General features: G+C 58.0%; 25 protein-coding genes and 1 tRNA gene. 15 read left to right on the top strand and 11 right to left on the bottom strand.

What is annotated here, in order from left to right; all coding sequences use genetic code 11:
* Positions 1-135: 135 nt before the first annotated feature.
* The gene (locus tag ACR0JI_RS17705; RefSeq protein ID WP_480475348.1) at positions 136-837 is read right to left on the bottom strand and encodes an HAD family hydrolase; all 702 of its coding nucleotides are present in this window, start codon (positions 835-837) and stop codon (positions 136-138) included.
* 93 nt (positions 838-930) lie between these two features.
* Here ACR0JI_RS17705 and clpS point away from each other — a divergent pair, with 93 nt between their 5' ends.
* From clpS to hemF, 4 genes are read left to right on the top strand one after another with little or no spacing between them, the layout of a single operon-like run.
* Positions 931-1272 carry an ATP-dependent Clp protease adapter ClpS gene (clpS, locus tag ACR0JI_RS17700; protein ID WP_480475346.1) on the top strand — a complete coding sequence of 114 codons (342 nt, stop codon included), beginning with the start codon at positions 931-933 and terminating at the stop codon, positions 1270-1272.
* A gap of 44 nt (positions 1273-1316) precedes the next feature.
* Positions 1317-2282, top strand: coding sequence for a class I SAM-dependent methyltransferase (locus ACR0JI_RS17695; protein WP_480495569.1), 966 nt, complete (start codon positions 1317-1319; stop codon positions 2280-2282).
* A 37-nt stretch (positions 2283-2319) separates the two neighbouring features.
* Positions 2320-3120 carry an SDR family NAD(P)-dependent oxidoreductase gene (locus ACR0JI_RS17690; RefSeq protein WP_480475342.1) on the top strand — a complete coding sequence of 267 codons (801 nt, stop codon included), beginning with the start codon at positions 2320-2322 and terminating at the stop codon, positions 3118-3120.
* A gap of 5 nt (positions 3121-3125) precedes the next feature.
* Positions 3126-4010, top strand: coding sequence for an oxygen-dependent coproporphyrinogen oxidase (gene hemF / locus ACR0JI_RS17685; RefSeq protein WP_480495567.1), 885 nt, complete (start codon positions 3126-3128; stop codon positions 4008-4010).
* Positions 4011-4013: 3 nt separating this feature from the next.
* Here hemF and ACR0JI_RS17680 read toward each other — a convergent pair whose 3' ends face one another.
* Positions 4014-4421, bottom strand: coding sequence for a hypothetical protein (locus ACR0JI_RS17680; protein WP_480495565.1), 408 nt, complete (start codon positions 4419-4421; stop codon positions 4014-4016).
* 182 nt (positions 4422-4603) lie between these two features.
* On the opposite strand from ACR0JI_RS17680, the gene ACR0JI_RS17675 reads away from it, so the two are divergent.
* Both ACR0JI_RS17675 and ACR0JI_RS17670 read left to right on the top strand, forming a co-directional pair.
* Complete coding sequence (locus ACR0JI_RS17675) at positions 4604-5116, top strand: toxin-activating lysine-acyltransferase (protein WP_480475336.1); 513 nt, start codon at positions 4604-4606, stop codon at positions 5114-5116.
* On the top strand, positions 5117-6043 hold the full coding sequence (locus tag ACR0JI_RS17670) for a Hint domain-containing protein (RefSeq protein WP_480495563.1): 927 nt from the start codon (positions 5117-5119) through the stop codon (positions 6041-6043). It begins immediately after the preceding gene.
* 2 nt (positions 6044-6045) lie between these two features.
* Here ACR0JI_RS17670 and modC read toward each other — a convergent pair whose 3' ends face one another.
* From modC to modA, 3 genes are read right to left on the bottom strand one after another with little or no spacing between them, the layout of a single operon-like run.
* Positions 6046-7146 (bottom strand): molybdenum ABC transporter ATP-binding protein, encoded by a 1101-nt coding sequence (gene modC, locus ACR0JI_RS17665; RefSeq protein ID WP_480495561.1) that lies wholly within the window; start codon positions 7144-7146, stop codon positions 6046-6048.
* Complete coding sequence (modB, locus tag ACR0JI_RS17660) at positions 7143-7835, bottom strand: molybdate ABC transporter permease subunit (RefSeq protein ID WP_480495559.1); 693 nt, start codon at positions 7833-7835, stop codon at positions 7143-7145. The genes modC and modB overlap by 4 nt, the downstream gene beginning before the upstream one ends.
* 5 nt (positions 7836-7840) lie before the next feature.
* On the bottom strand, positions 7841-8620 hold the full coding sequence (gene modA, locus ACR0JI_RS17655; RefSeq protein ID WP_480495557.1) for a molybdate ABC transporter substrate-binding protein: 780 nt from the start codon (positions 8618-8620) through the stop codon (positions 7841-7843).
* 256 nt (positions 8621-8876) lie between these two features.
* Here modA and ACR0JI_RS17650 point away from each other — a divergent pair.
* The 4 genes from ACR0JI_RS17650 (at position 8877) to ACR0JI_RS17635 (ending at position 14498) form a co-directional block, all read left to right on the top strand.
* Positions 8877-8952: transfer RNA gene (locus ACR0JI_RS17650), tRNA-Val, on the top strand.
* A gap of 146 nt (positions 8953-9098) precedes the next feature.
* A complete protein-coding gene (locus ACR0JI_RS17645; protein WP_480495555.1) occupies positions 9099-12695 on the top strand; it encodes an adenylate/guanylate cyclase domain-containing protein in 3597 nt (1198 codons plus the stop codon).
* 26 nt (positions 12696-12721) lie between these two features.
* A complete protein-coding gene (locus tag ACR0JI_RS17640; RefSeq protein ID WP_209504668.1) occupies positions 12722-12979 on the top strand; it encodes a DUF4242 domain-containing protein in 258 nt (85 codons plus the stop codon).
* A 103-nt stretch (positions 12980-13082) separates the two neighbouring features.
* On the top strand, positions 13083-14498 hold the full coding sequence (locus tag ACR0JI_RS17635; protein ID WP_480495553.1) for an FAD-binding oxidoreductase: 1416 nt from the start codon (positions 13083-13085) through the stop codon (positions 14496-14498).
* A gap of 328 nt (positions 14499-14826) precedes the next feature.
* Here the strand turns inward: ACR0JI_RS17635 and ACR0JI_RS17630 are convergent, their stop codons facing one another.
* From ACR0JI_RS17630 to ACR0JI_RS17615, 4 genes are read right to left on the bottom strand one after another with little or no spacing between them, the layout of a single operon-like run.
* Complete coding sequence (locus ACR0JI_RS17630) at positions 14827-15624, bottom strand: ABC transporter permease (RefSeq protein ID WP_480495551.1); 798 nt, start codon at positions 15622-15624, stop codon at positions 14827-14829.
* On the bottom strand, positions 15621-16373 hold the full coding sequence (locus tag ACR0JI_RS17625; RefSeq protein WP_480475310.1) for an ABC transporter permease: 753 nt from the start codon (positions 16371-16373) through the stop codon (positions 15621-15623). The genes ACR0JI_RS17630 and ACR0JI_RS17625 overlap by 4 nt, the downstream gene beginning before the upstream one ends.
* A gap of 9 nt (positions 16374-16382) precedes the next feature.
* Positions 16383-17147 carry a transporter substrate-binding domain-containing protein gene (locus tag ACR0JI_RS17620; protein WP_480475308.1) on the bottom strand — a complete coding sequence of 255 codons (765 nt, stop codon included), beginning with the start codon at positions 17145-17147 and terminating at the stop codon, positions 16383-16385.
* A 44-nt stretch (positions 17148-17191) separates the two neighbouring features.
* The gene (locus tag ACR0JI_RS17615; RefSeq protein WP_480495549.1) at positions 17192-17989 is read right to left on the bottom strand and encodes an ABC transporter ATP-binding protein; all 798 of its coding nucleotides are present in this window, start codon (positions 17987-17989) and stop codon (positions 17192-17194) included.
* 78 nt (positions 17990-18067) lie between these two features.
* Here ACR0JI_RS17615 and ACR0JI_RS17610 point away from each other — a divergent pair, with 78 nt between their 5' ends.
* The 5 genes from ACR0JI_RS17610 (at position 18068) to ACR0JI_RS17590 (ending at position 23516) form a co-directional block, all read left to right on the top strand.
* The gene (locus ACR0JI_RS17610; protein WP_480495547.1) at positions 18068-18724 is read left to right on the top strand and encodes a TetR/AcrR family transcriptional regulator; all 657 of its coding nucleotides are present in this window, start codon (positions 18068-18070) and stop codon (positions 18722-18724) included.
* Positions 18721-19905, top strand: coding sequence for a pyridoxal phosphate-dependent aminotransferase (locus tag ACR0JI_RS17605; RefSeq protein WP_480495545.1), 1185 nt, complete (start codon positions 18721-18723; stop codon positions 19903-19905). The genes ACR0JI_RS17610 and ACR0JI_RS17605 overlap by 4 nt, the downstream gene beginning before the upstream one ends.
* Positions 19902-21506 carry a 5-guanidino-2-oxopentanoate decarboxylase gene (locus ACR0JI_RS17600; RefSeq protein WP_480495543.1) on the top strand — a complete coding sequence of 535 codons (1605 nt, stop codon included), beginning with the start codon at positions 19902-19904 and terminating at the stop codon, positions 21504-21506. Before ACR0JI_RS17605 ends, ACR0JI_RS17600 begins: the two co-directional genes overlap by 4 nt.
* Positions 21507-21509: 3 nt before the next feature.
* Complete coding sequence (locus tag ACR0JI_RS17595) at positions 21510-22292, top strand: dimethylarginine dimethylaminohydrolase family protein (protein WP_480495541.1); 783 nt, start codon at positions 21510-21512, stop codon at positions 22290-22292.
* 225 nt (positions 22293-22517) lie between these two features.
* On the top strand, positions 22518-23516 hold the full coding sequence (locus ACR0JI_RS17590) for a LacI family DNA-binding transcriptional regulator (protein WP_209507844.1): 999 nt from the start codon (positions 22518-22520) through the stop codon (positions 23514-23516).
* Here ACR0JI_RS17590 and ACR0JI_RS17585 read toward each other — a convergent pair whose 3' ends face one another.
* Together ACR0JI_RS17585 and ACR0JI_RS17580 are read right to left on the bottom strand one after the other, a co-directional pair.
* Entirely contained in the window at positions 23517-24650 is a 1134-nt protein-coding gene (locus tag ACR0JI_RS17585; protein WP_480495538.1) for a Gfo/Idh/MocA family protein, read from the bottom strand.
* 37 nt (positions 24651-24687) lie between these two features.
* A complete protein-coding gene (locus tag ACR0JI_RS17580) occupies positions 24688-25791 on the bottom strand; it encodes a Gfo/Idh/MocA family protein (protein ID WP_480495536.1) in 1104 nt (367 codons plus the stop codon).
* Positions 25792-25829: the final 38 nt, after the last annotated feature.

Raw genomic sequence — 25829 nt, 5'->3', positions numbered from 1 at the left:
TCGCAGTTTCGATTTGCTTCTGGGCTGAGGCTATATCTTGCGAAATTCCCCCTCAGAACCACCAAATGCGCGATAAAGGCGAAACTGCGTCAGGATGCGGCAGGGTTTATGTGAAACTGAGGCGAAAAGGCAACATCACTTCAGGTTGCCCAGCAGATCGGTCAGATCGCCCAAATCTCTCAACTCGCGGAATCGGGGGCTGTCGACAGGGGCTTCGGCATGTTCCACCTCCCAGACCAGACCGTGGGGCACGTAGACGCCCCAGCACCCGGCCTGAATCGGGGCTACGACATCTGACCGCATCGAATTGCCGATCATCATTGCGGCAGTCGGGCCATCACCATGACGGTCGAACACGAACCGATAGGTTTCGGGCGTCTTTTCGGAAACGATTTCCACACCATCGAACAGATCACCCAGCCCGGATTGGGCCAGTTTGCGTTCCTGATCGATCAGATCACCCTTGGTGATCAGGATAACCCGATACGCATCGGCAACACCTTCGACAGCCTCGCGGGCATGGGGCAACAGCTCAATCGGATGGGCCAACATCTCTTGCCCTGCTTCGATCAGCTGCCGGATGACCGACGCAGGAACGAGGCTTTCGGTAACTTCGATCGCAGTTTCGATCATCGACAGGACAAACCCCTTGATGCCATACCCATAGCGCTGAATGTTGCGTTTTTCAGCAGCAAGAAGTCGCTCCATCAGGTGATCACGATTGGCATGATCGGCCAAGAGTTCAGCAAAACGAGCCTGCGTCAGCTGAAAAAACCGTTCGTTATGCCAAAGGGTATCGTCCGCATCGAACCCGATTGTCGTCAGCTTGGTCGTCATCCTGTTTACGTCCGCTTGCTCTTTTCACCGGCCATGCACACGTTATATAAGCGCCAAGATAAACCCCAAGCCTGAATCGGACAGTTGCACACGATGCTTGAAATGACCTGGATGATGTCTGACAAGCCGGACGACGACAGTGACGCGTCCGTCCTGGTACAGACACGCCCAAAAACCAAGCGTCCGCCTTTATACAAGGTCCTGTTGCTGAACGACGACTATACACCGATGGAGTTTGTGGTGCATGTACTTGAACGCTTCTTCGGCATGACCCATGCACAGGCGTTCGAGATCATGCTGACCGTTCACAAGAAAGGTGTAGCCGTTGTCGGGGTTTTCAGCCACGAGATTGCCGAGACCAAAGTTGGTCAGGTGATGGATTTTGCCCGCAGGCACCAGCACCCTTTGCAATGCACAATGGAACGCGAAGAGTAAGGCCTTTGGCCTGACGTTTTCCCTTCACTCAGCCGGAATTGCCCATGTCCCCTCGTCTGGAACTTGCCTTGCAAAACGGCCTGACGCTGTCCCCCCCTCTTAGTGTGATCTGCCCTACACCGGATCATGATCTGTCTGCGCTGGCGGGCGGGGCGCAAGTTGTGCAGCCCTTCAAACCCTTTCATGACCATTTCACCGCGCAGGGTTTTGAAACGGTGCCCGACGCGGACGGCTCTTGTCAGGACGCAATTGTCTTTCTGCCCCGCGCCAAAGCACTGGCACGGTCGCTGATTCAGCAGGCCTGTGCGCGGGCGAGCGGCCTGGTTGTCATCGACGGTGCCAAGACCGATGGTGTGGACAGCATATTGAAGGATGTGCGCAAGCGGGTTCCGGTCGAGGGACCGATTTCCAAAGCACATGGTAAGATTTTCTGGTTTCAGGCCGATGATCTGGCCTTTGTGGACTGGGCCGCGCAGAAACAGCAGATGGTTGGCGGATACTACACGGCACCGGGTGTGTTTTCAGCGGACGGAGTTGATCCTGCCTCGGCCCTGTTACTGAAGACCTTGCCTGACCGGCTTGGCCCCCGCGCGGCGGATCTGGGGGCGGGATGGGGATATCTGTCTGCGGAGATCCTGAAACGCGGTGGGGTAAGCTCGTTACATCTGGTCGAAGCGGACCATGCGGCGCTGACCTGCGCGCGGCTTAATGTCACCCAATCCCAGGCGCATTTTCACTGGAGCGATGCCGTATCCTGGACCGCGCCGGAGCCTATCGACACCGTTGTGATGAACCCGCCATTTCACACCTCACGCAGCGCGGATCCCGCCTTGGGGCAAGGGTTTATAACCTCCGCCGCCCGCAATCTGACACGGAACGGAACCCTTTGGATGGTCGCCAACCGGCACCTTCCCTACGAAGCTACACTGAACGAACATTTCGCTCAGGTCGGTGAAATTGCCGGCGACAACCGGTTCAAGGTATTCCAGGCCTCTCGCCCTCGGCGTTAAGGCCCGTTAACCTGCGCCCCAATTCAGGAGGATTCGGATGTCCTTTTCCATCGCTGGCAAGACAGCAATCGTAACGGGCGGGGCAAGTGGCATCGGCCTGGCCATCGGGCGGCATTTCGCGGATGCGGGCGCAAATGTCATGTTTGCCGACATAGATGAAAAACGCCTGATCGACGAACTTGGAGAACAAGCCGAAGACAGCAATATCCGATATTTTGCGGGCGATCTGCGCGAAAAGCTGACCATTGCCAACCTGTTATCTGCGACGCTGGATGCGTTCGACCAGGTGGATATTCTGGTCAACGGTGCACGGCAAGTGATCCCATCTGATCCGCTGGATCCAGATGACGATTCGATGCGCACCCTGCTGAACCAGAACCTGATGCCCGCCTTGCGGCTCAGCCAACTGGTTGCAAAGCGCATGATCAAGCAGGCCGACGGCGATCTCGAAAACCCGGCAGGGACGATCATCAACCTGTCCTCGATCGCAGCCCGACGGACCCACCCCGATCTGATGGCCTATTCCGTCTCGACCGCAGCACTGGACCAGTTGACCCGATCCCTTGCGGTCGCGCTGGCTCCGAAGCGGATCCGCGTCAACTCGATTGCGCTGGGTTCGGTCATGAGCGCATCACTGCAATCGACCCTCAAGGACAATCGCGATTACCGCGTCGATATCGAAAAGCACACACCCCTGGCCCGTATCGCCTCGGCCACGGAACTGACGGAAACCGCGCAATATCTTGCGTCTGATGCCGCCGGTTTCGTCACCGGGCAGATCCTGACAATCGACGGTGGCCGTACCCTGCTTGACCCCGTCGCGGCCCCTGCACATTAAGACCCATGTTCAAAACAGAAAAATCTACCGCCTCCGCCTGGTTTCGCCAATTGCGCGATGACATCGTTGCAGCGTTCGAAGCCCTCGAAGACAGCCACACCAACGGGCCGTTTGCCGATGCCGCACCCGGGCGGTTCGAGGTCAAGGAAACCAAACGCCAGTCGGACGATGGGTCAGACGCGGGCGGCGGGTTGATGTCGGTCATGCGCGGCGGGCGAGTGTTTGAAAAAGTAGGTGTCAATGTCTCGACCGTCTACGGCACGCTGGGCGAACGTGCGCAACAGGCAATGGCGGCGCGCAAAGGCATCCCCGGAATGACCGAAGACCCGCGCTTCTGGGCGTCGGGGATCAGCCTTGTGGCCCATATGCAGAACCCCCATACCCCGGCGGTTCACATGAACACACGCATGTTCTGGACACCCCATGCCTGGTGGTTCGGTGGCGGCTCGGACCTCAACCCCTGCATCGAGTATCGCGAGGACACCGCGCATTTCCACGCCACGCAAAAGGCGCATCTGGACCCGCACGGACCCGCCCATTACCCGCGCCTCAAGGACTGGGCCGACGAATATTTCTATATCCCTCACCGCAAACGCGCGCGCGGCGTCGGCGGGATCTTCATGGACGACTATTGCACCGGTGACTGGCAGGCGGATTTCGCCCTGACACAGGATATTGGCAGAGCCTTTCTGCCCGCCTTCCTGCCCTTGGTTGAAAAGCGTCGCGTTCAGAACTTCTCAGAGGCGGACAAGACCACCCAACTGGTGCATCGCGGCCTTTATGCGGAATACAACCTTGTTTATGACCGGGGCACAAAGTTCGGTCTGGAAACCGGGCATGACCCGGATGCCGTTCTGATGAGCTTGCCGCCGATGGCAAAATGGGTCTGACGATCAGAACGGGTCCGTGATGAAATTGTCGTAGCAGTAGTTCTGCGCCGACACCGCCGACATGTTTGCTCCGACTTTCTTGACCGTGATCGAATAGCCGGGTTTCGTATCGGCCCCCGGCGGCGGGGTCATGGAGAACTGCACTGTTCGCACGCCGGGTTCATACGCCCGCCAGATATAGATCCTCTGCGAGTTCGGAACGCCAAGTGTGCGAATGGCATAATCTCCGATCCCGCACCAATAATTGACAGGCGCGGATGATCCGACAGCCTTCACCTCGTAAACGCCGTTCGGCAAGGGCGTGATCTCGGTACGGAACTGCGGCCGGACTGACAGGCCGAACCCAACGGCCCCGGCCACCGCAGGCGCTAAAATAAATGTGGCAGCGATGAATGGCTTGAGAAAACGCATGATCCAGATATCCCAAAACAATGGCACCAATACCGATAGCATAACCACGACACCCTACGAGTAAAGTGGGGCACACCAGCTACGCGGACACAGATTTTTGGGGAATTCCCACTATTCATATCGCCGGAAACGAGTACACTACCCGAAAGCATTTATAACACATCAAACTATCGGCAATTCCGTTGACCAAGAGCTTTCCAAAAGACTGGTTCGATTTCCCGCCTGAGAAATATGCGGATCTGGGTGCGATGTTCTATCTCGCGGGGCTTACGAAAACGCACCAGAAACGTAACCTTGCGCAGGTTCTTTATGCGTTCGAAACCCCGTTTCGTCTGGGCCAATACCAGATCTTCAGACAGAATGGCTTTCCCCGCGGATTTGTCACTTTTGCCGGTCTCAGCCCCGAGGCCGAGTATCGCTATGCGGTGAAAGAAACCTCTCTGACGGACAAGGATTTTACCAGCGGGTCATCCTTTTGGATCATCGACCTTGTCGCACCATTTGGACAGACTAGCCAGATTGTTGATATCCTCAAGCAAGAGATCCCGCATCCGCGCGTGCGCACCAACCGAATGGACAGCGACATGACACGCAACCGGATTGTCGAATGGACGCGGGACGAAGCAGGCGAGGTTCATATGCGCCTGTACCGAAAAAAGGAATTTGAGCGGGTGTTGCAACAAGGCGAGGTCTAGTTGGTTTCAGTTCCGATCACTGGTGAATTGACCGGCGACGTGACCGGGTCCCCACCCAATGTGGCGATGGGGCAACCCACCCTGAACAACGGAAACTTCACGCCGCTGACCCAAACCTGGACGATTGCGACACCTCCTGCCAACGGCACCGCGACGATAGACCCAAATACCGGAGAGTGGACCTATACGGTCGATCCGACGTATTTCGACAGCCTCGACAATGGTGAAGTTGTCTTTGACTCCTTCTTCATCAGCGTCTCAGGGACAACGCAAACCGGTCCTGTCACACTTCCGTTTACCGGCTCTCCGGATCCGGTCGAAGTGGTCATAAGGATCGAAGGCGTCTGTTTCGCAGCTGGAACCCTGATCGAGGCTGAGGACGGTCCCCGTGCCATCGAGTCCCTGAACGTCGGGGACAAGGTGGCGACAGCCGATCACGGGTTGCAACCTGTTCGTTGGATCGAAAGCAGCACGATCCCGCCCGACCGATTGCGCACCGAACCTGCGATACGGCCCGTTCGCATCTCGGCAGGCAGTCTGGGGCCTAACACACCCTCGCGAGACCTGCTGGTGTCTCAGCAGCACCGTATTCTGGTGAAGGGCCCCTGGGTTGAGCTGCTTTTCGGAACCGCCGAAGCGCTGGTTGCCGCCAAGAACCTGTGCCGATGGCCTGGAATAGGGCTCGATACCTCGGTTGAAACGGTCGAGTATTTGCACATCCTGCTGGATCGGCACGAAATCCTTTCGGCGGATGGGGCACAAGCAGAAAGCCTGTTTCTGGGGGAAGAGGCGCTACATACACTTTCATCCGACGCGCTTCAGGAACTGGCCGCAATATTTCCCGACCGTCCCTCCTCTGGCTATCAGGGGTTTGGACGCGCCGCGCGCCTTATCCTGCTGGAACACGAAGCCCGCGCACTTGCCTGAGGTCAGGTGCCGTTCCCGATGCGGCCACCGACATTCTGCGGGGCCAGCGCAACCGTCTTGATCACGGCATGGCATGTGTTGCCCGGCTGCAAGTTCAACGCCGCAACCGACCGGCGCGTGACCCGCGCCAGAACAGTCCCTGCCGGTGTCCTGACCGACACGATCGCACCGGGACCTTCGCCCGACCGGATCGAGTCGACCGTCCCGCTGAGCACGTTCAATGCCGACAGACCCTCGGGTTTTTGGACGGACAGGATCACCTCCTGCGCCGGAATGCGAATTCGCAGATGCGTGCCGACCTCCTGCCCGATACGTGGCAGAAACAGACGCGCGCCATTTGCGTTCAGCTCGGTCAACCCGTCGGTGTGGTGCTTCAGCACCTGCACCTCCAGCACGGCACCGATCGCGCGCACACCTGCCGGTGCCACAGTCGGGTCAGACAGAACCTCGGACGCGGGGCCGTGGCGGACGACCCTGCCATCCTGCAAAGCGACAACCGATGTGGCCAGACGGGCCACCTCGTCGGCCGAGTGGGTCACATACAGGATCGGGACAGACACCTCATCCCTGAGACGCTCGAAATAGGGCAGGATCTCCGCCTTGCGGGCCTCGTCCAGCGCCGCAAGCGGTTCATCCGCCAGGATCAGCCGCGGACTGGCCAGCAATGCCCTGCCAATCGACACGCGCTGTTTTTCGCCCCCTGACAACCCGGCTGGACGGCGGTTCAGAAGGTGGCCGATCCCCAGCATCTCGATGACCTTTTCCGGATCTTCACGCCGCGCGCTTTTGGGGGCGAACCAGCGGCCATAGGCAAGGTTCTGGCGCACGGTCAGATGCGGGAATAACCGCCCCTCCTGAAAAATATAGCCCAACCGCCTCCGGTGCGGCGGCAGCCAATGCCCTCTATCGGTGTCAAACAACACCCAGTCATCCACGGCCACCCTGCCCGCGCGCGGCCGCAGCAATCCGGCCACCGCGTTGACAATTGTGGTCTTGCCCGACCCGGAGCGCCCGAACAGCACGGTCACACCGGGTGGGGCGTCAAAACTAACCTCCAGATCGATCCCCGGCAGCTGATGGTGCAAACGAACAGACAAGCTCATGATCCGGCCACCCGCGCGGCGGCGCGCCGTCCCACATATTCCGACAGCAGCAACGCGCCCATGGCGATGACGATCGAGATCAGGACCAGCCTTGTTGCAGCAGCCTCGCCCCCCGGTACCTGCAAAAAGGCGTAAACAGCCGATGGCAATGTCTGCGTCTGTCCCGGAATATTCGACACGAATGTAATCGTGGCCCCAAACTCACCCATGGCCTTGGCAAAGGCCAGAATGGCCCCGGCGATGACACCGGGCAGGATCATCGGCAAGGTTACGGTCAGAAACACCATAGGCCGCGACGCCCCCAGCGTCGCCCCAGCTTGTTCCAGCTTCGGGTCAACCGCCTCGATCGACAGACGTATCGCCCGGACCATCAGCGGAAACGCCATGATACCTGCGGCCAGCGCGGCCCCAGTCCAGCGAAAGGCGACCACAATGCCGAACTCGGCCAAAAACCGCCCCAACGGCCCCTGAATGCCGAAAGTCAGCAACAGCAGATACCCCGTCACTACCGGCGGCAGGATCAAAGGCAAATGCACCAGACCATTCAGAACCTGCCGCCCGGGGAACCGCCAGCGGGCCAGAATGTAGGCAAAAAAAATGCCGAACGGCAAAGTGGCCAGCGTCGCCCAGAAAGACACGCGCAGCGACAGCTTCAGCGCTTCAGCTTCAGCGGGGCCCAACCAATCCAACGCGATCACCCGCCCGGCAGGGAAAATCCCTGCTCCTGAAAAATTGCCAAAGCCGCATCGCCGTGCAGATGATCCAGAAAAGCCCGCGCCGCACCTGTGGCATTACCTGTCATCGCCGCCGGATAGATGATCGGAGGGTGCAGGTCGGTGGGAAAACTGGCCACAACACTGACCCGCTGTTCCGCCTGCGCATCCGATCGATAAACGATCCCCAGAGGCGCGGCACCCGTTGCCACAAGGGCCAGCGCAGCGCGCACATTGTCGGTTTGTGCCACTCGGTCCTGCACCGCCTCCCACTGGTTCAGCCCCTGCAAAGCCGCCTTGCCGTAGATACCGGCGGGCACCGCATCGACCAGCGCCATGGCCAGAAAGCCTTCGCCCAGCTCGGCCCTGAGGTCATGAACCACCCGAATGTCACCCAGAACAGGACGCCCCGCAGCGCCGATCAGAACCAGACTGTTGCCCAGCAAATCCGACCGTGTCCCAGGCTGCAACAAGCCCTGCTGTTCCAGATAATCCATCCAGTCGGCATTGGCAGAGATGAAAATGTCCGCAGGCGCACCCTGCTGAATCTGACGCGCCAGCACTGAAGACGCTGCGTAGGACACGGTGACATCGTGACCCGTCCGCTCTGTGTATTCCGTCGCGATTTCGTCCAAAGCGGTCTTGAGGCTGGCTGCGGCAAAAACCAAAACCCCTTCTGCCCCGGCCCGGACCGGAGCCAGCACAAATGCGCCAAGGACCAGTGCCACCATCCAGATACGGCAGGCGAAGGGTAGGATCATGTGTGCTCCCGACCGGAAAGTTGCAGTCTCTTCGGGCATATCGGAGGCCATAGGGCGCTTGCAAGCGCCTTTGATCTTTTACACCCGCTGATCCAGATCAGGCGCTGGCAACCCACCCCGGCCAGCCTCGTCAACCTGTGGTCACCCCAGGCACGCGTTGATGGGGGCGGCATTTCCTATCCGCAACCCATCGCGGAATAAAAATCTCACAGACCCTCTTGCGCACGCCCGCTGGCTTGGCTACATGCAGCGTCACGGGTGATTAGCTCAGTTGGTAGAGCGCTTCGTTTACACCGAAGATGTCGGGAGTTCGAGTCTCTCATCACCCACCATCCTTTCCCCACAATGTATCAAGGTCTTACGCGACTGGCATCTATTGCTATGCTGCGCATGAAACCGTGTCCGCTGCGCATTGATCGCCCGGCAGTGTAAATAGCGTTTTCTTGATTAGTGACGCGTATCTCAGCATGATCCAAATATGTCGGATGAAATGGACACGTGGCTTAACGACCTCGGACTGGGTCAGTACGCAGATGTTTTTGCGGTAAACGACATTGATGCGCGGGTTCTGCCACTGCTGACAGGCGACGACCTGAAAGAGCTTGGGGTAAGTCTTGGTCACCGAAAGATCATCCTTGCGGCAGTTCAGGATTTGGCTGGCTCTAGTCACCTGTCTTCATCAGCGCCTGCCGCAGGGGAGCCAACCCGCGAGAATACTCGGCCATCCGCCGTTGATGTCGTGCAGGGCGAAGCTGCACCGACGAAAAAGCCCATCGCGCCCGCGGCTGAACGGCGTCATCTGACAGTCTTGTTTGCGGATCTGGTCGGCTCGACAGAGCTGACCAACCGTTTTGATCCCGAAGACATGCGGGATCTGCTACAGAACTATCAGGATACCGTCGCGGGGGCAGTGAGCAGGTATGGTGGCTATGTCGCGAAATACCTTGGCGACGGTCTTCTTGTGTTTTTCGGCTGGCCAACAGCCTACGAAGATCACGCCATTCGCGCGATAAAGGCGGGGCTTGAGTGCGTCCACCGGGTTGAAGAGCTCAACACTCCTGACGGTGAGCGTTTGTCGGTCAGACTGGGTATCGCGAGCGGCGATGTCGTGGTCGGCGACACGATCGGCGAAAACTCGTACGAGGAAGGTGCCATGACCGGGCCGGCGGTCAATCTGGCGGCGCGGATACAGGAACACGGCCTGCCGAACTCGGTGGTTTTGTCTGCGGAAGAAACCGAAGCCGCCTTGCACCGGATATTCGAGTTCGAGACCCTTGGATCAACTCAATTGAAGGGGTTCAAAGACCCTCGGAACTTGTTGAAGGTCGTATCGGAACGCAGCGCGGAAAGCCGGTTTCGCGCGTCGTACAAGGATGACGCCGACAGTACCATGATTGGCCGGGACTACGAAAAGGGGATCCTGTTGCAATCGTGGCAGCGCGCCCAAAGCGGTCATGGTGAGGTCGTTCTGCTGTCGGGTGAGGCTGGAATAGGAAAATCGCGCCTGACTGAGGGGTTTCTTGCGGATGTCACGGCAACCGGACAGGCCGATGTGATAAGGCTGAACTGCTCTCCCTATCTGACCAGCAGTCCCTTTCATCCGGTCACCCAGCGAATCTCGCAGGATGCAGGTGTTGAACCGGATTTTGATGACAATCAAATTCTGGAGCATGTCAGGAAGCTGCTGGAAGGCCGGGAAGGTCTGGACTGGGAACAGGTTCTGCCTGTCTTTGCGGCGCTGGTCGCGCCGCGCAGCGCACTGGCTCGTGAAGTTCTCGAGATGTCGCCGCAGGAGCAACGCGACATAACGATCCAAACCCTGATCCATACGGTGCAGGTCCGGGCAAGCGTGCGCCCGGTTATTCTGTGTGTTGAGGATGCACATTGGATCGATCCCTCGACGCAAGCCCTGCTGGAGCGGTTCAAGGCGATTTGCACCGATCTTCCCCTGATGATCCTGATGACCCACAGACCCGGGTGGGACCTGGCCCGCGATGACGGGGACACGCATGTTCAAACACTCCTGCTGCGCCGGTTTGGTTCTGCTGATGTCGCGGATCTGGTCCGCAATATCACTGGCAAGGATCCGGACGATGCCTTGATCGCGACGATCATCGAAAAGACGGACGGTGTGCCCCTGTTTGTCGAAGAATTGACCCAGGCGATCGTGAATGCTGATGAGCAGGGACAAGTCCGCATACCATCGTCGCTGAAGGGCGCCTTGATGGCGCGGCTTGATGCAGTTTCGCCCGAGGCCAAACAGGTCGCGTTGACGGGGTCAGTCATTGGGCGGGAATTTGAACCAGATTTGTTAAGGGCCGCGATGGGGCTGGAACGCGCAGATATCAATCTTCGCCTCGAAGAACTATCGCGAACGGGACTGATCTTTGAAAGCGGAAACAACCGTGGGCATTTCGTGTTCCGCCATGCCCTTATCCGCGATACGGCATATCAATCCATGTTAAGCTCTACCCGCAGGCAGCAACATTCAGACGTTGCCCGCGCACTGATCGCGATGCGATCTGCTGAAATCGAACGCCGGCCCGAGCTGGTGGCCCGTCATCTGTCAGAAGCAGAAGAATGGCGCGCCGCATTTGACAAATGGGAAGCTGCGGCTGAAATGGCGTTGGCCCGGTCAGCCAGCCAGGAAGCGATGACTAATGCGCAGGAGACGCTCAAAGCGGCTAAGCAGCTGAACTCGGAAACCGGCCGGGAAATGGTCAGGGGCTTGATCCTGGTTGGCCGCAGCCATGACAGCCAGGGTCAGTTGTCCGAGGCGATAGCGGTTCTGAAAAGTGCATCTAACGCTGCCCAGAAACTCCACGATGTGGAGCTGGCAGCCGATGCAGCCAATCATTTTGCTGACTCGTGCATGATGACGAGCAAGCGACATCACGAAGCGATTGACCTTTGTGAAAAGGCGCTAAAAGACCTGTCTGACAATGACGAAGTCAGGCGGTGCCGGTTGATGAGCCAACTTGCGCGGGCGTATATGTTTGTCGGCCAGTTTTCCGTAGGCACCCGCTTTGGTCAGCAATCCATGGAACTGGCGGCGAAGCTTGGGGATCATAAATCCCAGTTTTCGGTAATGATGATGCATTTTGGGGCGCCATTCGTTGCGCGCAACGGGCAAGAGGCACGACATTGGCGTGAAAACCTGGACGCCATGCATCAGGTAGCGGAACACCTTGGCAGTATTGATCAGGGCCGCGACCGGACGCTCAGCCTGTTTGTCGGCGCTGAAATGGCCGACCGCGACCTGTTGGACAACTCACTCGAATTGCTGACAGCGATTTCCGAAAAGGACAATCATCTGCAACTCTATTGGGTTCAAAAACACGCACGCGCCATGGTTGCAATCATGGACGGCGACTTTGTTCAGGCTGAAAAGCACGCCACCGAAGCGGTCAAGATCGGTCGAAAAACGCACGGCGAACATGTCGAGGGCGTTTTCGGCGTTCAGATGTTTACCATCCGCCGCGAGCAGAACCGCCTGCACGAGGTCGCGCCTGTGATTAAGAAACTGATGACCGACAGTCCCGAAGACATCTCGTGGAAGCCTGGTTTTGGCCTTATCGCAGCCGAACTGGGATACACGGAACCGGCTGAAAGAATACTGAATGAAATGGCGGAAAACGGCTTCGACCTGCCGCCAGATGCCATGTATTCAACAACTCTGTCCTATCTTGCTGACATCTGCGTGGCTGTCGGGCATCCGGGTCATGCCCAGACGCTTTACAGTATGCTGCAACCTTACGAAGACCTGACGATCACCGCAGGGGCAACCACAGTTTGCACAGGTGCCGCAGCCAGACGCTTGGGGAGACTGGCAACGGTGCTGAAAGACTGGGAAATTGCCGGGAAGATGTTCCGGAAAGCCATCGAGATTGACACGCGGATGAATTGCCCACCTTGGATTGCGCATTCCAAGGCAGCGTATGCATCAGCACTCAGACAACAGGGCCGCCCCAGCGATTTGGAACTGGCGTTTCAACTGGAAGGGGAAGCGTTGGCAATATCACAGAAATTGAGTATGGTTTCCCTTAAGTCAAAGCTCGAAGGGGTAGCCAGTTAAGGTCCGGAAAATGCTTGGGGGGCATAATGCCACGATACATCATTGAACGAAATTTTGCGGAACAGCTGAATATCAGCGACAACGACAAAATTCACATCAAAGAAATCAACGACGAAGTCGGCATTGAATGGATCTTTTCCTTCCTCAGCGCAGATAAGCGCAAAACATACTGCCTTTACGAAGCCCCGGATGAAGAAAGCCTGCGAAAAGCGGCCGAGCGTCTAAACATTCCTGCCGATGTCATCACGCCGGTAGATCGGATCGATCCGGGAATATTTGCCTGACGACCAGCTTTCCCCCACAACCAAGTATCCCCTTCTCAGGGCAATAACAAACTCACGAGGCAGCCGTGCGCGAAACCTTTCCTAAAACAAGGGAGGCTTAAGCATGTTTGACCTGAAAGCACTCGACGGACGTATCGCGACTGTGGATCAAGGCGATTTGGACGCGCTTGACACTTCACTGCGCGGTGGGGTCTACCTGCCGGGAACCCCGGAATATGAAGAAGCCAGGATTACCTGGAACAGCATGTTCGAGCGTTACCCCGCCTTCGTGATCCGTGCGATGGGGGCAAGCGATGTCCAGAAGGCAATAAACTTCGTCCGACAAGCAGGCCTCATGATGACCGTTCGATCAGGTGGACACCAGATTGCAGGGCACGCCGTCGCGGACAAGGCCGTCATGCTGGATCTGTCCCAAATGCGTTCGGTTCACGTGGACCCTGCCGGCAAAACTGTCCGGGTTGCACCGGGTGCGTTGCTTGGCGACGTTGATCGCGAAACACAGGCCCATGGTCTTGTCGTCCCCACAGGCATCAATTCGACAACCGGCATCGCAGGGCTGACCTTGGGTGGCGGTTTTGGCTGGACGACGCGGAAATTCGGCATGACGATCGACAACCTTCTGTCGGCAGAAGTCGTGACGGCGGATGGCGCGATCGTCACCGCCTCGTCCACGAGCCACCCGGAACTTTTCTGGGCCATTCGTGGTGGTGGCGGAAACTTCGGTGTCGTCACCTCATTCGAATTCCAGTTGCATGATCTTGGGCCCGATATCCTGTCCGGCCTGATCGTGCACCCGATCGAAAAGGCACCAGAGCTGCTTTCCGCGTTTGTGGCCATTGCAGACACCTCCCCCGATGAGCTCACCGTCTGGAGCGTGATGCGAAAAGCGCCGCCACTCCCGTTCCTGCCGGAAGAGTGGCACGGGCGCGAGGTGCTGATTTTCGCGGCGTGCTATAGCGGCCCGATGGATGAGGGTGAAAAAGCGATGTCGGCCTTGCGCGCGCTGGGTGAGCCGATTGTGGATGTCATTTCACCGCACAGGTTCGTGGACTGGCAGGCGGCGTTTGATCCCCTGTTGTCGCCGGGCGTCCGCAACTATTGGAAAAGTCATGACTTCAACACGTTGCCCCCGGCCGCCATCACGGACCTGCTGGACGCGATTTCCACTCTTCCTGATCCCGCTTGCGAGGTTTTCATTGCTCATGTCGGTGGCGCGATGGCCCGCGTTGAACCCGCTTCTACCGCCTACCCGCAAAGATCTGCGCATTTCATCATGAATGTCCACACACGATGGGAGGACCCTGACAAGGATGACACCTGCATCGGGTGGGCACGCCAGCTGTACGAACAGATGAAACCATACTCAACAGGCAGTGCCTATGTGAACTTCATGCCTGAAGACCAGGCAGACCACGTGACCGGCGCTTATGGTGTGAACGGCGAAAAACTTTCCAAGATCAAAGGAAAGTACGATCCCACCAATTTGTTCAGGATGAACCACAATATTCTACCAATGTAAGACAACCATAGTGGTAGTACCCGATCGGCATTGATGTTGAGACTCTTGTCTTAGCACCACGCAAATTGTGTCGCCGGCCAATAATCGCGCCAAGCGGTTCCTCTCACTTATGGCCGCGCTGGCAATCATGCCCTCTTGTCGTGCAGCTACCCTAGATGCTGTACCACAAGCGCGTTGAACTTACGGATCGCGAACGAAATCAACCTTTCTGATCCCGTTTCAAACATCTGTTTTACGCTTAAGCCTGCAATCTCGGTCGCTAGGAGCAATTCATCGAATAACCGCTTCGCTAATCGCAGAGCAAGTTTCCTTCGGCTTCTTGCTAGTACTATCCGATGGGCCCATTGCGGCGTCCGGTTCCTAGAACCTTTACCTCCAGCCAGTGGAACACCAAGGCAATTACGCCCGCTACGAGAATGTAGAATACGGCCAACAGGATAAGCGGTTCGTAGACGATAAACGTATCGGCGCGCACACGGGACGACACGGCATAGATATCAACCACGGTTATTGTGGCAACCAGCGGTGTTGCCTTTAATTGCAGGATGGTTTCACCGCCCAAAGTCGGCAGAACATTGCGGATTGCCTGTGGTAACCAGATACGGCGAAACATCGTCAGCCTTGGCATACCAAACGCCTTGGCCGCCTCCAGCTGTCCTTTGGCAACGCCCTTGAAGGCTCCGCGCATGACCTCACCTTCGTAACCCGCATAAGAAAGTGTCAACGCCAGCACCGCATAGGGCCAAGCCTGACGCAGGTACGGCCAAAGATCAGACGATCGTATCCATGGAAACTGCGGAAACAGAGAGCCGAGGCCATAATACAGCAGCCAAAGCTGCAAAAGCAGCGGCGTGCCGCGAATGATAGTGCAAAACGCCTTTGCAGGTGCCGCAAGGTACCATGGCCCAACTGCCTGCGCTAATCCAAGGGGTACAGCCAGTAAAAATCCAAGAACGATCGTGACAACCAGCAACCAAAGCGTGGTCCAGATACCCTTCAATGCAAGAGGCGTATAATTGGGTATCCAATCCCACCGCAATGTCATCGCGCACCAAACCGCGATCCCGGCAAAGATCAGCATCATCACGATACGATGAGGTTGCATCAGAGATCTGAGGTCGATCATCTGCTGCCTCCGTTCAGAGCGGGTTGGCCGCGACGGGCCCATTTCTCAATCCGCGCAAAGATCCCACCCGAAAACAGCGTAACCATCAGATAAAGGAAGCCCGCCGCCAGGAAAAAGGTAAAGTAGGCCCGCGTGCTGCTGGCCGCCTGGCGCGTTTCCAGTGTCAGCTCGTTAAAGCCGACAACGGCCAGCAATGCGGTGTCTTTGGTTGCAATCAGCCACAAGTTGGCCAGACCCGGTACCGCAAAGCTCATCATGGCGGGGATCGTGACGCGCCGCATGGTCATGAATGCCGGCATTCCGTAGGATTTCGCCGCTTCGATCTGACCGGGCGGAACCGCCTGAATGGCACCGCGCAGAATCTCGGTCGCATACGCGCCCTGAACGACGCCCAGCACCCAAATGCCTGCGGCAACTCCGTTGATCTCAACCCGGCCACCACCCATGGCAGCAGATATTTTGTTGATAATATCGGATCCTACGTAATACAGGATCAGGATCAGGACCAGTTCCGGCACGGCCCGGATCACGGTCGTGTAAATGGCAAGAAGGTCGCGCGTGACCTTCCCGCCGTAAAGTTTGCCATACGCTCCGAACAATCCGATCACGAGGCCCAGTGCATATGCGCCAAAAGCGATCTGCAAGGAGTGGGACAATCCGCGTAGCAGATTGGCCCCCCACCCCGGTGGCGAGAGCGACAGAAGCTCTGCGCTCTGCGCCAAACCTAGTGATTCCAGAAATCCGGTCACGGCAACGGCTTAGTAGATGCTGGTCGAGAAATAGTTCGACGTGATCTTCTCGTGCGTGCCATCGGCAAGAATTGCCGCGATGCCCTTGTTCAACGCCGCAAGCAGGTCATCCTGCCCTTTACGGACGCCCGCACCGACACCACGCCCCAAAATGGCTGGATCGTCCTTCACGGCACCTTTGATTTCGCAGCAAGCACCGGCATCCGAATTCACAAAATCGGCCATCGCAATGCTGTCAGCTTGGGTGGCATCGATCCGACCGGCAAACAGGTCCTGATTGGCCTCATCCTGAGTTTGATAGACGCGCAGTTCGGAATCCTTGAAGTATTCCTGCGCATAGGCTTGGTGGATCGTCGAAGCCTGAATGCCAATGACTTTACCCGCCAGCGATTCCGGGGTTGCTTCGATATCCATCGATTTATCGGCAACGATAACCGCAGGTGTGTTATAGTAAGGATCACTGAAATCAATGGTTTTCAACCGTTCCTCGGTGATCGACATCGAGGCCATGATGGCGTCGATCTGCTGTCCGGTCAGCGAGGGGATGATACCGTCCCAGGCCACCGGTGTGATAACACAGTCAAGTTCCGCGGCAGCGCAAACTGCATTGATGACATCGATCTCCCAACCAACCCAGTTGCCTGAGCTGTCCAGCGACGCGAAGGGCGGATAAGGCTCGGCCGCGATGCCGATCTTGACCTCTTCTGCACTGGCAACACCAGCCGAAAGGACAGCGGCGGCGAGACCGGACGCGAGCAGTTTCTTGACGTTCATTTTGTTACTCCCTTTAGGTTTATTTTGTTGTTTTTTGTAGTGGATCAGGCGACCGAGCTGAGGAACTGCTTCAATCGTTCTGATTTTGGATTTCCGAAGACCTCGGCAGGTGGGCCCTGCTCTTCAATGCGGCCCTCGAAAAGATAGACGACGTGGTTCGCGACTTCGCGCGCAAATTTCATTTCATGGGTCACAAGCAGCATGGTGCGCCCTTCCGCTGCAAGATCCCGGATCACGGTCAGAACTTCGCCGACAAGCTCTGGGTCAAGCGCTGAAGTTGGCTCATCGAAAAGCATCACCGAAGGATCCACCGCAAGCGCGCGTGCGATGGCGGCGCGCTGTTGCTGACCGCCTGAAAGATAGGCCGGATAGGTGTCGGCCTTGTCCCCCAGCCCCACCCTTTTCAGCAGGTCATGCGCCCGCGCGACAGCTTCGGCCTTTGGTACCTTAAGGACATGCACGGGCACCTCGATCACGTTTTCCAGAAGCGTTCGATGTGTCCACAGGTTGAACTGCTGGAAAACCATCGCAAGCCGCGTACGGATACGTTCAATCTGGCGGCGGTTCGAGGGGCTGCCGTCGGCATGCATTTCAACCAGCTCACCGCCGATGGTGATCTTTCCCGAGCTTGGTGTTTCCAGAAAGTTGATACAGCGCAGCATGGTGGATTTGCCCGAGCCCGAACCCCCAATGATGGCAACGACATCGCCCTTGTTCGCTGTCAACGAGACACCTTTCAAAACCTCCAGCGTGCCGAAAGACTTGTGCAGGTCCTCAACCCTTATCGCCTCTTCAGACGTGGTTGTTTCGCGTGCGGGTGATGCTGCTTTGGCTGTGTCCATATCCAAGAATCTTCTGATTTTCAGCTTGCAGTAAGCCTCGAATCTCGCAATTATGCAAGTGTATAATAATTCCGTACCATGGATGACCCGGACGTGCAGGACGACAGCCGTAAATTTACACGTGAATCTGCCGAGTTTCGGCGCGAGGCGCTGATCCTGGCGACTTTGGACCTGATCGCCGAGATGGGTGTTCGGGGTGCCACTGTGCGTCAGATCTCGGCCCGCGCGAACGTGACCCAAGGGCTGATCCGGCACTATTTCTCATCCAAGGAGGAACTGGTTCAGGCCGCGTACGAACATCACATGAATACGCTGACCGATCAGACAGCTGCGTCGTCAGGGAAAGGCAGCGCAGTATCTCAGTTGACCAACTTCGTTGATGCGTCGCTGCGACCGCCAATCGTTGATCCAAGCGCTGTGGCCTTGTGGGCCGGCTTCCTGAACAAGGTGCAGCGTGATCCGAAAATGCAACGCATCCACCAGCAAACCTATAACTATTTCCGGGATCAGCTTGAAAAGCTGATCGTCGCCGCATTGCAAGAAACCGGACGTCCAGTCACCACGTCGCAAGCCGTGCAACTGGCCATTGCCTGCAACGCGGTTATCGACGGTCTTTGGCTGGAAGGCGGTGCGCTTCCAGATGCATTTTCCGAAGGTCAATTGGCGCAGATCGGATTGGATTCCGTCAGCGCTATCGTCGGTATCCCATTGATCAAAGAGGTGGAACAACCATGAAGACCACATCTGTGACAGAACGGTTAGCGGGCTTGGGTGGCGCCAAATGGGGCGTACATCTGAAAGCGCGCGACCTTATCAAGGCCGGAGCGGACATCGTCGAAATGACGATAGGTGAACCGGACGTGCCGGTGTCGGACGCGCTGGTCGAAGCCACCGTAACCTCACTACGGGCCCAGCGAACGGGCTACTCCAATGGCCGTGGCGAAGCTGGCTTGCTTGACGCGCTTTCCACCCGTTACTCGGCTTCCCGCGGACGCGTTTTCGGGCCCGAGAATTTTCTGTGCTTTCCCGGAACGCAGACCGCACTGTTCGCTGCCATGGCCGGCGTTGCCGAGGCCGGTGACGAAGTTCTGGTCGGTGATCCGATGTATGCAACCTACGAAGGGGTCGTGCGTGCTTCCGGGGCGGAAATGGTGCCCGTACCGCTGCGCCCGGAACACGGGTTTCGCATGCAGGCCAAAGATATCGCCGTACGCGTAACACCGCGCAGCCGCGCCATTCTTCTGACCACGCCACACAACCCAACGGGCGCGATCCTGACGGCCAAAGAGCTATCCGAGATCGGACAACTCGCGATTGCGCATGATTTGTGGATTATCTCGGACGAGGTCTATGAAGAACTGATCTTTGACGGGGCCAGATTTGTGTCGCCACTGGCAGACCCGGAACTGGCGGATCGTGTCATAGGCGTATCATCCATCTCGAAATCACATGCCGCGCCGGGGTTCCGCAGTGGCTGGTGTGTCGGGCCAGCCGCGTTTTGCGAAGCGCTACTGCCCTATTCCGAGACCATGCTTTTCGGCAATCAGCCCTTCATCGCCGATATGACCGAAAAAGCGATCCGTGACGGGTCCGAGGTTGCCTCCGGCATGGCCGCCCGTTTTTCAGCGCGCGCCACGCTTTTGGCTGATCGCCTCGAAGCAGAAACGGATCTGACCGTTCACCGGCCTCAGGCGGGAATGTTCGCCATGATCAACGTCTCCGCCACCGGGTTGGACGGCGAAGCCTATGCCTGGGACCTGTTACAGACCGGGGTGGCTGTCATGCCGGGATCCGCCTTTGGGGACAGCCTGAAAGACTGGGTGCGAGTGGCCCTGACGATCAGTGACACCGACTTTGCCACTGCGGTGTCCCGCCTCATCGATCACGCCAACAGAAAATCACGCGAGGTTGCATGAGTGAAATGACGGTGGGCGAAGCATTGGTTGCCAGGCTTCGCCAAAGGGATGTGACCTGCGTCTTCGGAATTCCGGGCGTTCATACGGTCGAGCTTTACCGCGGGCTTGCAGGCTCGGGCATTCGTCACATTACACCCAGACACGAACAGGGCGCAGGATTTATGGCCGACGGCTATGCGCGCGTGTCAGGCAAACCGGGTGTGGCCTTTGTGATCACCGGGCCCGGATTAACCAATATATTGACGCCGATGGCGCAGGCCCGCGCGGATTCAATACCGATGCTCGTGGTGTCCGGTGTCAACAAAACCGCATCTCTTGGCAGGGGTTTAGGGCATCTGCATGAATTGCCAGACCAGTTGGGACTGGCCAGGACCGTTGCGTTGCTGTCCGAACACGTTTCTGCCACCAACGCTCTGGACCCGGTCTTGGACCGCGTGTTCCACACCCTCGCCAACAGTCGACCCGGACCGGTGCATATCGAAGTTCCGTTGGATATCGCAGCGGCTGATTATCAGGAAACACAGGTCGAACCGCTTGTCTCAGCCTCTCCGATTGACCCGGCTTTGATTACACAAGCCGCACAGCAACTGGCCAAAGCGAAGAACGTTGTCATTCTGGCGGGCGGCGGCGCAAAACGTTCCGAGGCTGGATTGCAGGCTCTGGCCGAAGCTCTGGATGCGCCCGTGGTGCAAACGGTCAACGCGCGCGGCCTGATGCACAGGCATCCACTGACCGTTCCGGCCAGCCCCAGCCTGAACGCCGTACGCGGCTTGATAGAAAGCGCCGATTGCGTCCTTGCACTGGGAACCGAGCTGGGCCCAACCGACTATGATATGTATGCCACCGGCCAAATTGCCAAAATGTCAGGGTTGATACGGATTGATCAGTGCGGCGAGCAACTGACGCGACATGTGGCAACGCTCATCATTCAAGGTGACGTCAACTTGGCTGTATCAGCGCTGGTTGACGCCTTGCCGCACAAGCCAAAGCAAAGCGATGGCGCGGAACGTGCAAGCAAAACACGTGACGCCGCCTGGGCGGAAATTGGTCCGGACTATCGCAAACAGGTGGAAATCCTCAACGCAATGCGTTCTGCGGTCCCCAACACCCTGATGGTCGGAGACTCCACCCAACCGATCTATGCCGGCAATCTTTTCTACGATCACGACCGGGCCGGAGGCTGGTTTAACGCGGCAACCGGGTACGGCGCGCTGGGCTATGGAATCCCCGCTGCCATCGGCGCTTCGGTCGCCGATCCCACGGCACGTGTGATATGCATCGCGGGCGATGGGGGCGCGCAGTTTTCTCTGCCTGAAATTATGGCCGCGGTCGACGAAGACCTGCCGATCACCTTCGTGATCTGGAACAACCACGGATACCAGGAAATTGCCACGTCAATGCAGGATGCGGGCGTGACAGTCATAGGATGTGATCCCTCGCCCCCCGATTTTTCAGCGACGGCCAAGTCATACGGTATTCCATTCGCTTCGGTTCCAGCTGAACCGCAGGCTGTCGCGCAGGCATTGCGCCAAACTGCCGCCCAGAACGGGCCGGTAATGATCGAAGTCACCGCTCCGAAATTCGCAGCTCAGAAAGATTGAAACATGTCAGACCCAACCTTTGAGTTTTCCCGCGCCATTACCCGCCGTCCGGCTCCGACTATTGCAGGCGGGTTACGTGCAGAAGATATCGGAAACCCGGATTTCGACGGGATGACAGCGGCGCATAAGGCATATGTGGCAGCACTGAAAAGCACCGGAGCAGAGGTGATCGAACTGGATCCCCTGAACGCGTTTCCCGACGCGCAATTTGTCGAGGATACAGCCCTTTGCCTGCCGCAAGGTGCGATATTGATGCGGCCCGGCGCACCTTCGCGGATGGGTGAAGTGGCTGAAATGGCGCCGACCCTTCGCGACTGCTACGACACGGTTCTGGAAATTCAGGGACCCGGCCATGTCGAGGGTGGAGATATCCTTGTTACCGGTCGCGAAATTCTGGTGGGCCGGTCAGACCGTACCGACGCGGAAGGTGTCGCCGAGCTGGCGAAAATCACCTCGGAGTGGGGGCACAAACTGCGCGAAGTTTTCACGCCCGAGGGCGTCCTACACTTCAAGACAGATTGTTCGCTGATGGACGCCGAGACAATACTGTCGACCCGACGGCTGGATGCATCGGGCTGTTTTGAGGGCTACCGGGTGCTGCATGTTGCGGACGGAGAGGAAGCTGCCGCCAATGCGATCCGCTTCAACAATCTGGTGCTGATGGCCGCCGGCTTCCCACGCACCGCTGAGATGTTGGATCTCGAAGGGTATGAGGTCGTAGAAATCGACAACACCGACTGCGCAAAGCTGGATGGTGGAATGTCCTGCCTTTCGTTAAGGTTCTAAGGGCGTGACCGGTAGCGTTCGATCCTTGGTGTTTCTTGCGAGAACCGTCGCCTGTACCGGTCTTTCCTTTCCCGCCATTCGCTCATAAACATAGGTGGCCGCCGATGATCTCGTCCGCCTAGTGCGACCTGCAACCGGTTGCAAGACTTTTGCGATGGTGCATAATGAATCTCTGATGCAAAACACCTTGATATCTCTGACCATCAACGACCGGAGCCGCACTGCGTGAGCGTGACCCTGAAAGACGTCGCAGCCTTGGCTGGTGTATCGCGATCCGCGGTGTCGCGCACCTTTACCGAAGGCGCCTCGGTCTCTGCAAAAACACGCAGCAAAGTTGAAAAGGCCGCGCGAGAGCTTGGCTACAGTCCCAACGCCCTCGCCTCGTCCCTGACCACCGGGCGCACCAAGTTGATCGGGTTGATTTCGAACAACTTTCACAACCCGATTTTCCTTGAGGTGTTCGATCAGTTCACCCGCGCCTTGCAGGAACGCGGGCTACGCCCTTTGATCGTGAACCTGACGGACGAGACCGAGCCCGCAAACTCGGTCCGCATGCTGCGCCAGTATTCGGTTGACGCGGCCATCGTTGCCTCTTCGACGCTGCCACCCAGCTTTGCCAAGGCGTTTCACGATGCGGGCGTACCGGTGGTGCATACATTTGGCCGCTCGGCCACCTCGCCCGAAGTGCATGTGGTCGGGATCGACAACGTTGAATGCGGGCGCATGGCCGCGCGCGAGCTTTTGGCGCGCGGATACAGGCGTGTCGGCTATCTGGGCGGGCCTGAAGATGCAACCTCGGCACTCGACCGGTATCGCGGGTTCATGGAGGAGCTGGCAGATCATCCCGATATCGAAGTAAGCCATTGTTTCGCAGGGGCTTATTCCTTCGAAGCCGGTCGCGCCGAAATGTTGCGCCTGTTGGCCAACACCCCGTCCGAAGCGTATTTCTGCGGCGATGACATCCTGTCTGTAGGCGCATTGTCCGCACTGGCTGATCATGGGCTGAAACCCGGTCAGGACATTGGAATTATCGGACTGAACGACATGGAAATGTCGCGCTGGGAAAGCGTCAACCTGACAACGATCCACCAGCCGATCAAGCAGATCATCACCTCATCCGTCGATCTGGTTGTCGAGATGCTGAAAGAGCCTCAGCGCTATCCCGAGGCCCGCATTTTCCCCTGCCGCGTGATCGAACGGGGCACATTGCGGCCCCGCCCCTGATCAGCGAAACATCGGCGGGCGCGCGTCCTTCCACACGCCATCGGCCTTGCCCGATGCAACAGCCGCGTGGACGGCCGCAATGGACCGCAGCCCATCTGCCGCACCGGGCAGACCGTCGCGCCTTTCCCCGCGGATCGCGTCCGCCAGATCGCAATAGATGTTGGCGACCGCCAGCGGGAACCCCTCGGGGTGCGCTATGGCGACACGCGACAGGCGCTGCACTTCATCGTGCAAACCGCCCTCGCCCTTTTCGATGATCTGCGTACGCCCGCCGACCGGAGTATAGATCAACTGGTTGGGCTGTTCGGATGCCCAGCGCAGCCCACCGGTTTCGCCAAAGACCTGAATGTCAAAGCCATGCTGCCGCCCGATCGCCACTGATGACGTCCAAAGCCGTCCAACCGTGCCGCCCTCCATCCGGAAGTTGATCATTGCATCATCTTCCAGCTCACGGCTGACGATGGTCGAGGCCATGTCGGCAGACAGGGTTTTCACCTGATCGTCACAGATGAAACTGGCCATGTGCAACGCATGGATGCCGCAATCGGCAAACTGCCCTGAAACCCCGGCCGTCGCAGGGTCATAGCGCCAGCGCACGCGCGGGTTATCCGCATCTGTGGCATCGCCATGATGGCCGTGGCTGAAATTGGTCACCACCAGACGCACCTTGCCGATATCGCCTGCGCGCACCATCGCACGGGCCTGACGCACCATCGGATAGGCGGAATAACAGTAGTTCACTGCACAGATCCTGCCCGAGGCTTCGGCCACGCGCACAATCTCTTCGCCCTCTTTCACCGTCATGGTCATCGGCTTTTCGCACAACACGTTAAAGCCTGCCTCAAGATAGGCCTTGGTAATCTCAAAATGGGTCGAATTGGGCGTCGCGATAGTTACCAGATCAATCCGATCCTCGCGGTCTTTTTCGCCCGCCAGCATCTCTTGCCAGTCGCCATAGGCACGATCGGCAGCAACACCCAATTGCTGCGCGTATTCGCGGCCCACGTCGGGCCGGTGATCCAGTGCGCCAGCCGCAAATTCGAACAACCCGTCTGCCTGCGCACCAAGGCGGTGTGCTGGGCCAATCTGGCTGCCTTCACCACCCCCGATCATGCCCCATCTCAACTTAGCCATGGTCATTGTCTCTCATTGGAATTGTCACGTAGAGCGATCAGAAATCGCTGATGTTCTGCCACTGCCGCTGATCGGACGAGGCCAGCGCAGCGGCCAGCACACGATTGACCTCATGCCCGTCGCGGAACGTGGGCCAGATCGCCTCGCCGGTATGGATGGCCTTTAGAAAGTCCTTGGCCTCGATGATGATCTGGTCCTGATAGCCGGTTCCGTGACCCGGACCCTGACAGAAGGGCTCATAATCCGGGTGCGCTGGGCCAGTCAGGATCTTGGTGAACCCGCGCGCGGCTTCGGGCCCTTCGCGCTTGTACAGCCACAGCGCATTCTGGTCCTCCTGATCGAACCGGATTGCGCCTTTTGTGCCTGATATTTCATAGGCATAGCCCATTTTCCGCCCCGTCGCGACGCGGCTGAAATACAGGCTTCCCATGACCCCGTTTTCGAACCGGCACATCATCTGGGCATGGTCGTCATTTGTTACCGCACCACCGGGGCGGGTTTTGTGAACGGTCTCAACATCAGCCATCACCTGCGCAATGGGCCCGACCAAGGCCAATGCGCCGTTGACCATATGCGGGGCAAGATCGCCGATTGTGCCGTTGGCCATACCGGTCGTGCGCCAGGTGGCCGGGGCCTGCGGATCTGCATAGAAATCCTCGGTATGTTCGCCCCGGAACCACGTGATGTCACCAATCGCGCCATCTGCAATCAACTGGCGGGCATATTGGCTGGCGGGTGTGCGGATATAGTTGAACCCCACCATGTTCACCGCCCCCGAAGCCTCTGCCGCGGCAACCATCGCCCGACTGTCTTCAAGCGATGCGCCCAATGGTTTCTCGCACAAGACCGGTTTACCCAAGGCAAAAGCTGCTTCTGCGATCTGACGATGTGTTGACTGAGGCGAGGCGATCACGATTGCCTCGGCCTTGGGGTCTTCAACCAACATGCACCAGTCATCGGTTGCCCGCTGAAATCCATAGGCCGCCCGGTAGCGTTCGGCACTGTCCGGGCTCGACGCGCAGATGACCTCAAGCCGGGGGCGCAACGCCGTGTTGAACACCGCTCCGACGGCCGACATCGCGACGGAATGGGCCTTGCCCATATAACCGCCACCCACGATTCCCACTCCGATTTCAGGCATCTGCCATGGCCTCGCACATTGTGTTTGCAACCGGTTGC

It is taken from the genome of Ruegeria sp. N10 (genome assembly GCF_056531545.1).
The sequence above is the reverse complement of the archived record's forward strand: the minus strand, read 5'-3'. Positions and strand labels throughout refer to the sequence as shown.

Coding starts and splice junctions, on each gene's coding strand:
- ACR0JI_RS17600 (WP_480495543.1), top strand. CDS start 19,902: ATGAGTGAAATGACGGTGGGCGAAGCATTGGTTGCCAGGCTTCGCCAA.
- ACR0JI_RS17635 (WP_480495553.1), top strand. CDS start 13,083: ATGTTTGACCTGAAAGCACTCGACGGACGTATCGCGACTGTGGATCAA.
- ACR0JI_RS17645 (WP_480495555.1), top strand. CDS start 9,099: ATGTCGGATGAAATGGACACGTGGCTTAACGACCTCGGACTGGGTCAG.
- ACR0JI_RS17695 (WP_480495569.1), top strand. CDS start 1,317: ATGTCCCCTCGTCTGGAACTTGCCTTGCAAAACGGCCTGACGCTGTCC.
- ACR0JI_RS17595 (WP_480495541.1), top strand. CDS start 21,510: ATGTCAGACCCAACCTTTGAGTTTTCCCGCGCCATTACCCGCCGTCCG.
- ACR0JI_RS17585 (WP_480495538.1), bottom strand. CDS start 24,650: ATGGCTAAGTTGAGATGGGGCATGATCGGGGGTGGTGAAGGCAGCCAG.
- ACR0JI_RS17580 (WP_480495536.1), bottom strand. CDS start 25,791: ATGCCTGAAATCGGAGTGGGAATCGTGGGTGGCGGTTATATGGGCAAG.
- clpS (WP_480475346.1), top strand. CDS start 931: ATGCTTGAAATGACCTGGATGATGTCTGACAAGCCGGACGACGACAGT.
- ACR0JI_RS17640 (WP_209504668.1), top strand. CDS start 12,722: ATGCCACGATACATCATTGAACGAAATTTTGCGGAACAGCTGAATATC.
- ACR0JI_RS17605 (WP_480495545.1), top strand. CDS start 18,721: ATGAAGACCACATCTGTGACAGAACGGTTAGCGGGCTTGGGTGGCGCC.
- ACR0JI_RS17690 (WP_480475342.1), top strand. CDS start 2,320: ATGTCCTTTTCCATCGCTGGCAAGACAGCAATCGTAACGGGCGGGGCA.
- ACR0JI_RS17630 (WP_480495551.1), bottom strand. CDS start 15,624: ATGATCGACCTCAGATCTCTGATGCAACCTCATCGTATCGTGATGATG.
- modC (WP_480495561.1), bottom strand. CDS start 7,146: ATGAGCTTGTCTGTTCGTTTGCACCATCAGCTGCCGGGGATCGATCTG.
- ACR0JI_RS17620 (WP_480475308.1), bottom strand. CDS start 17,147: ATGAACGTCAAGAAACTGCTCGCGTCCGGTCTCGCCGCCGCTGTCCTT.
- ACR0JI_RS17615 (WP_480495549.1), bottom strand. CDS start 17,989: ATGGACACAGCCAAAGCAGCATCACCCGCACGCGAAACAACCACGTCT.
- ACR0JI_RS17610 (WP_480495547.1), top strand. CDS start 18,068: ATGGATGACCCGGACGTGCAGGACGACAGCCGTAAATTTACACGTGAA.
- hemF (WP_480495567.1), top strand. CDS start 3,126: ATGTTCAAAACAGAAAAATCTACCGCCTCCGCCTGGTTTCGCCAATTG.
- ACR0JI_RS17705 (WP_480475348.1), bottom strand. CDS start 837: ATGACGACCAAGCTGACGACAATCGGGTTCGATGCGGACGATACCCTT.
- ACR0JI_RS17680 (WP_480495565.1), bottom strand. CDS start 4,421: ATGCGTTTTCTCAAGCCATTCATCGCTGCCACATTTATTTTAGCGCCT.
- modA (WP_480495557.1), bottom strand. CDS start 8,620: ATGATCCTACCCTTCGCCTGCCGTATCTGGATGGTGGCACTGGTCCTT.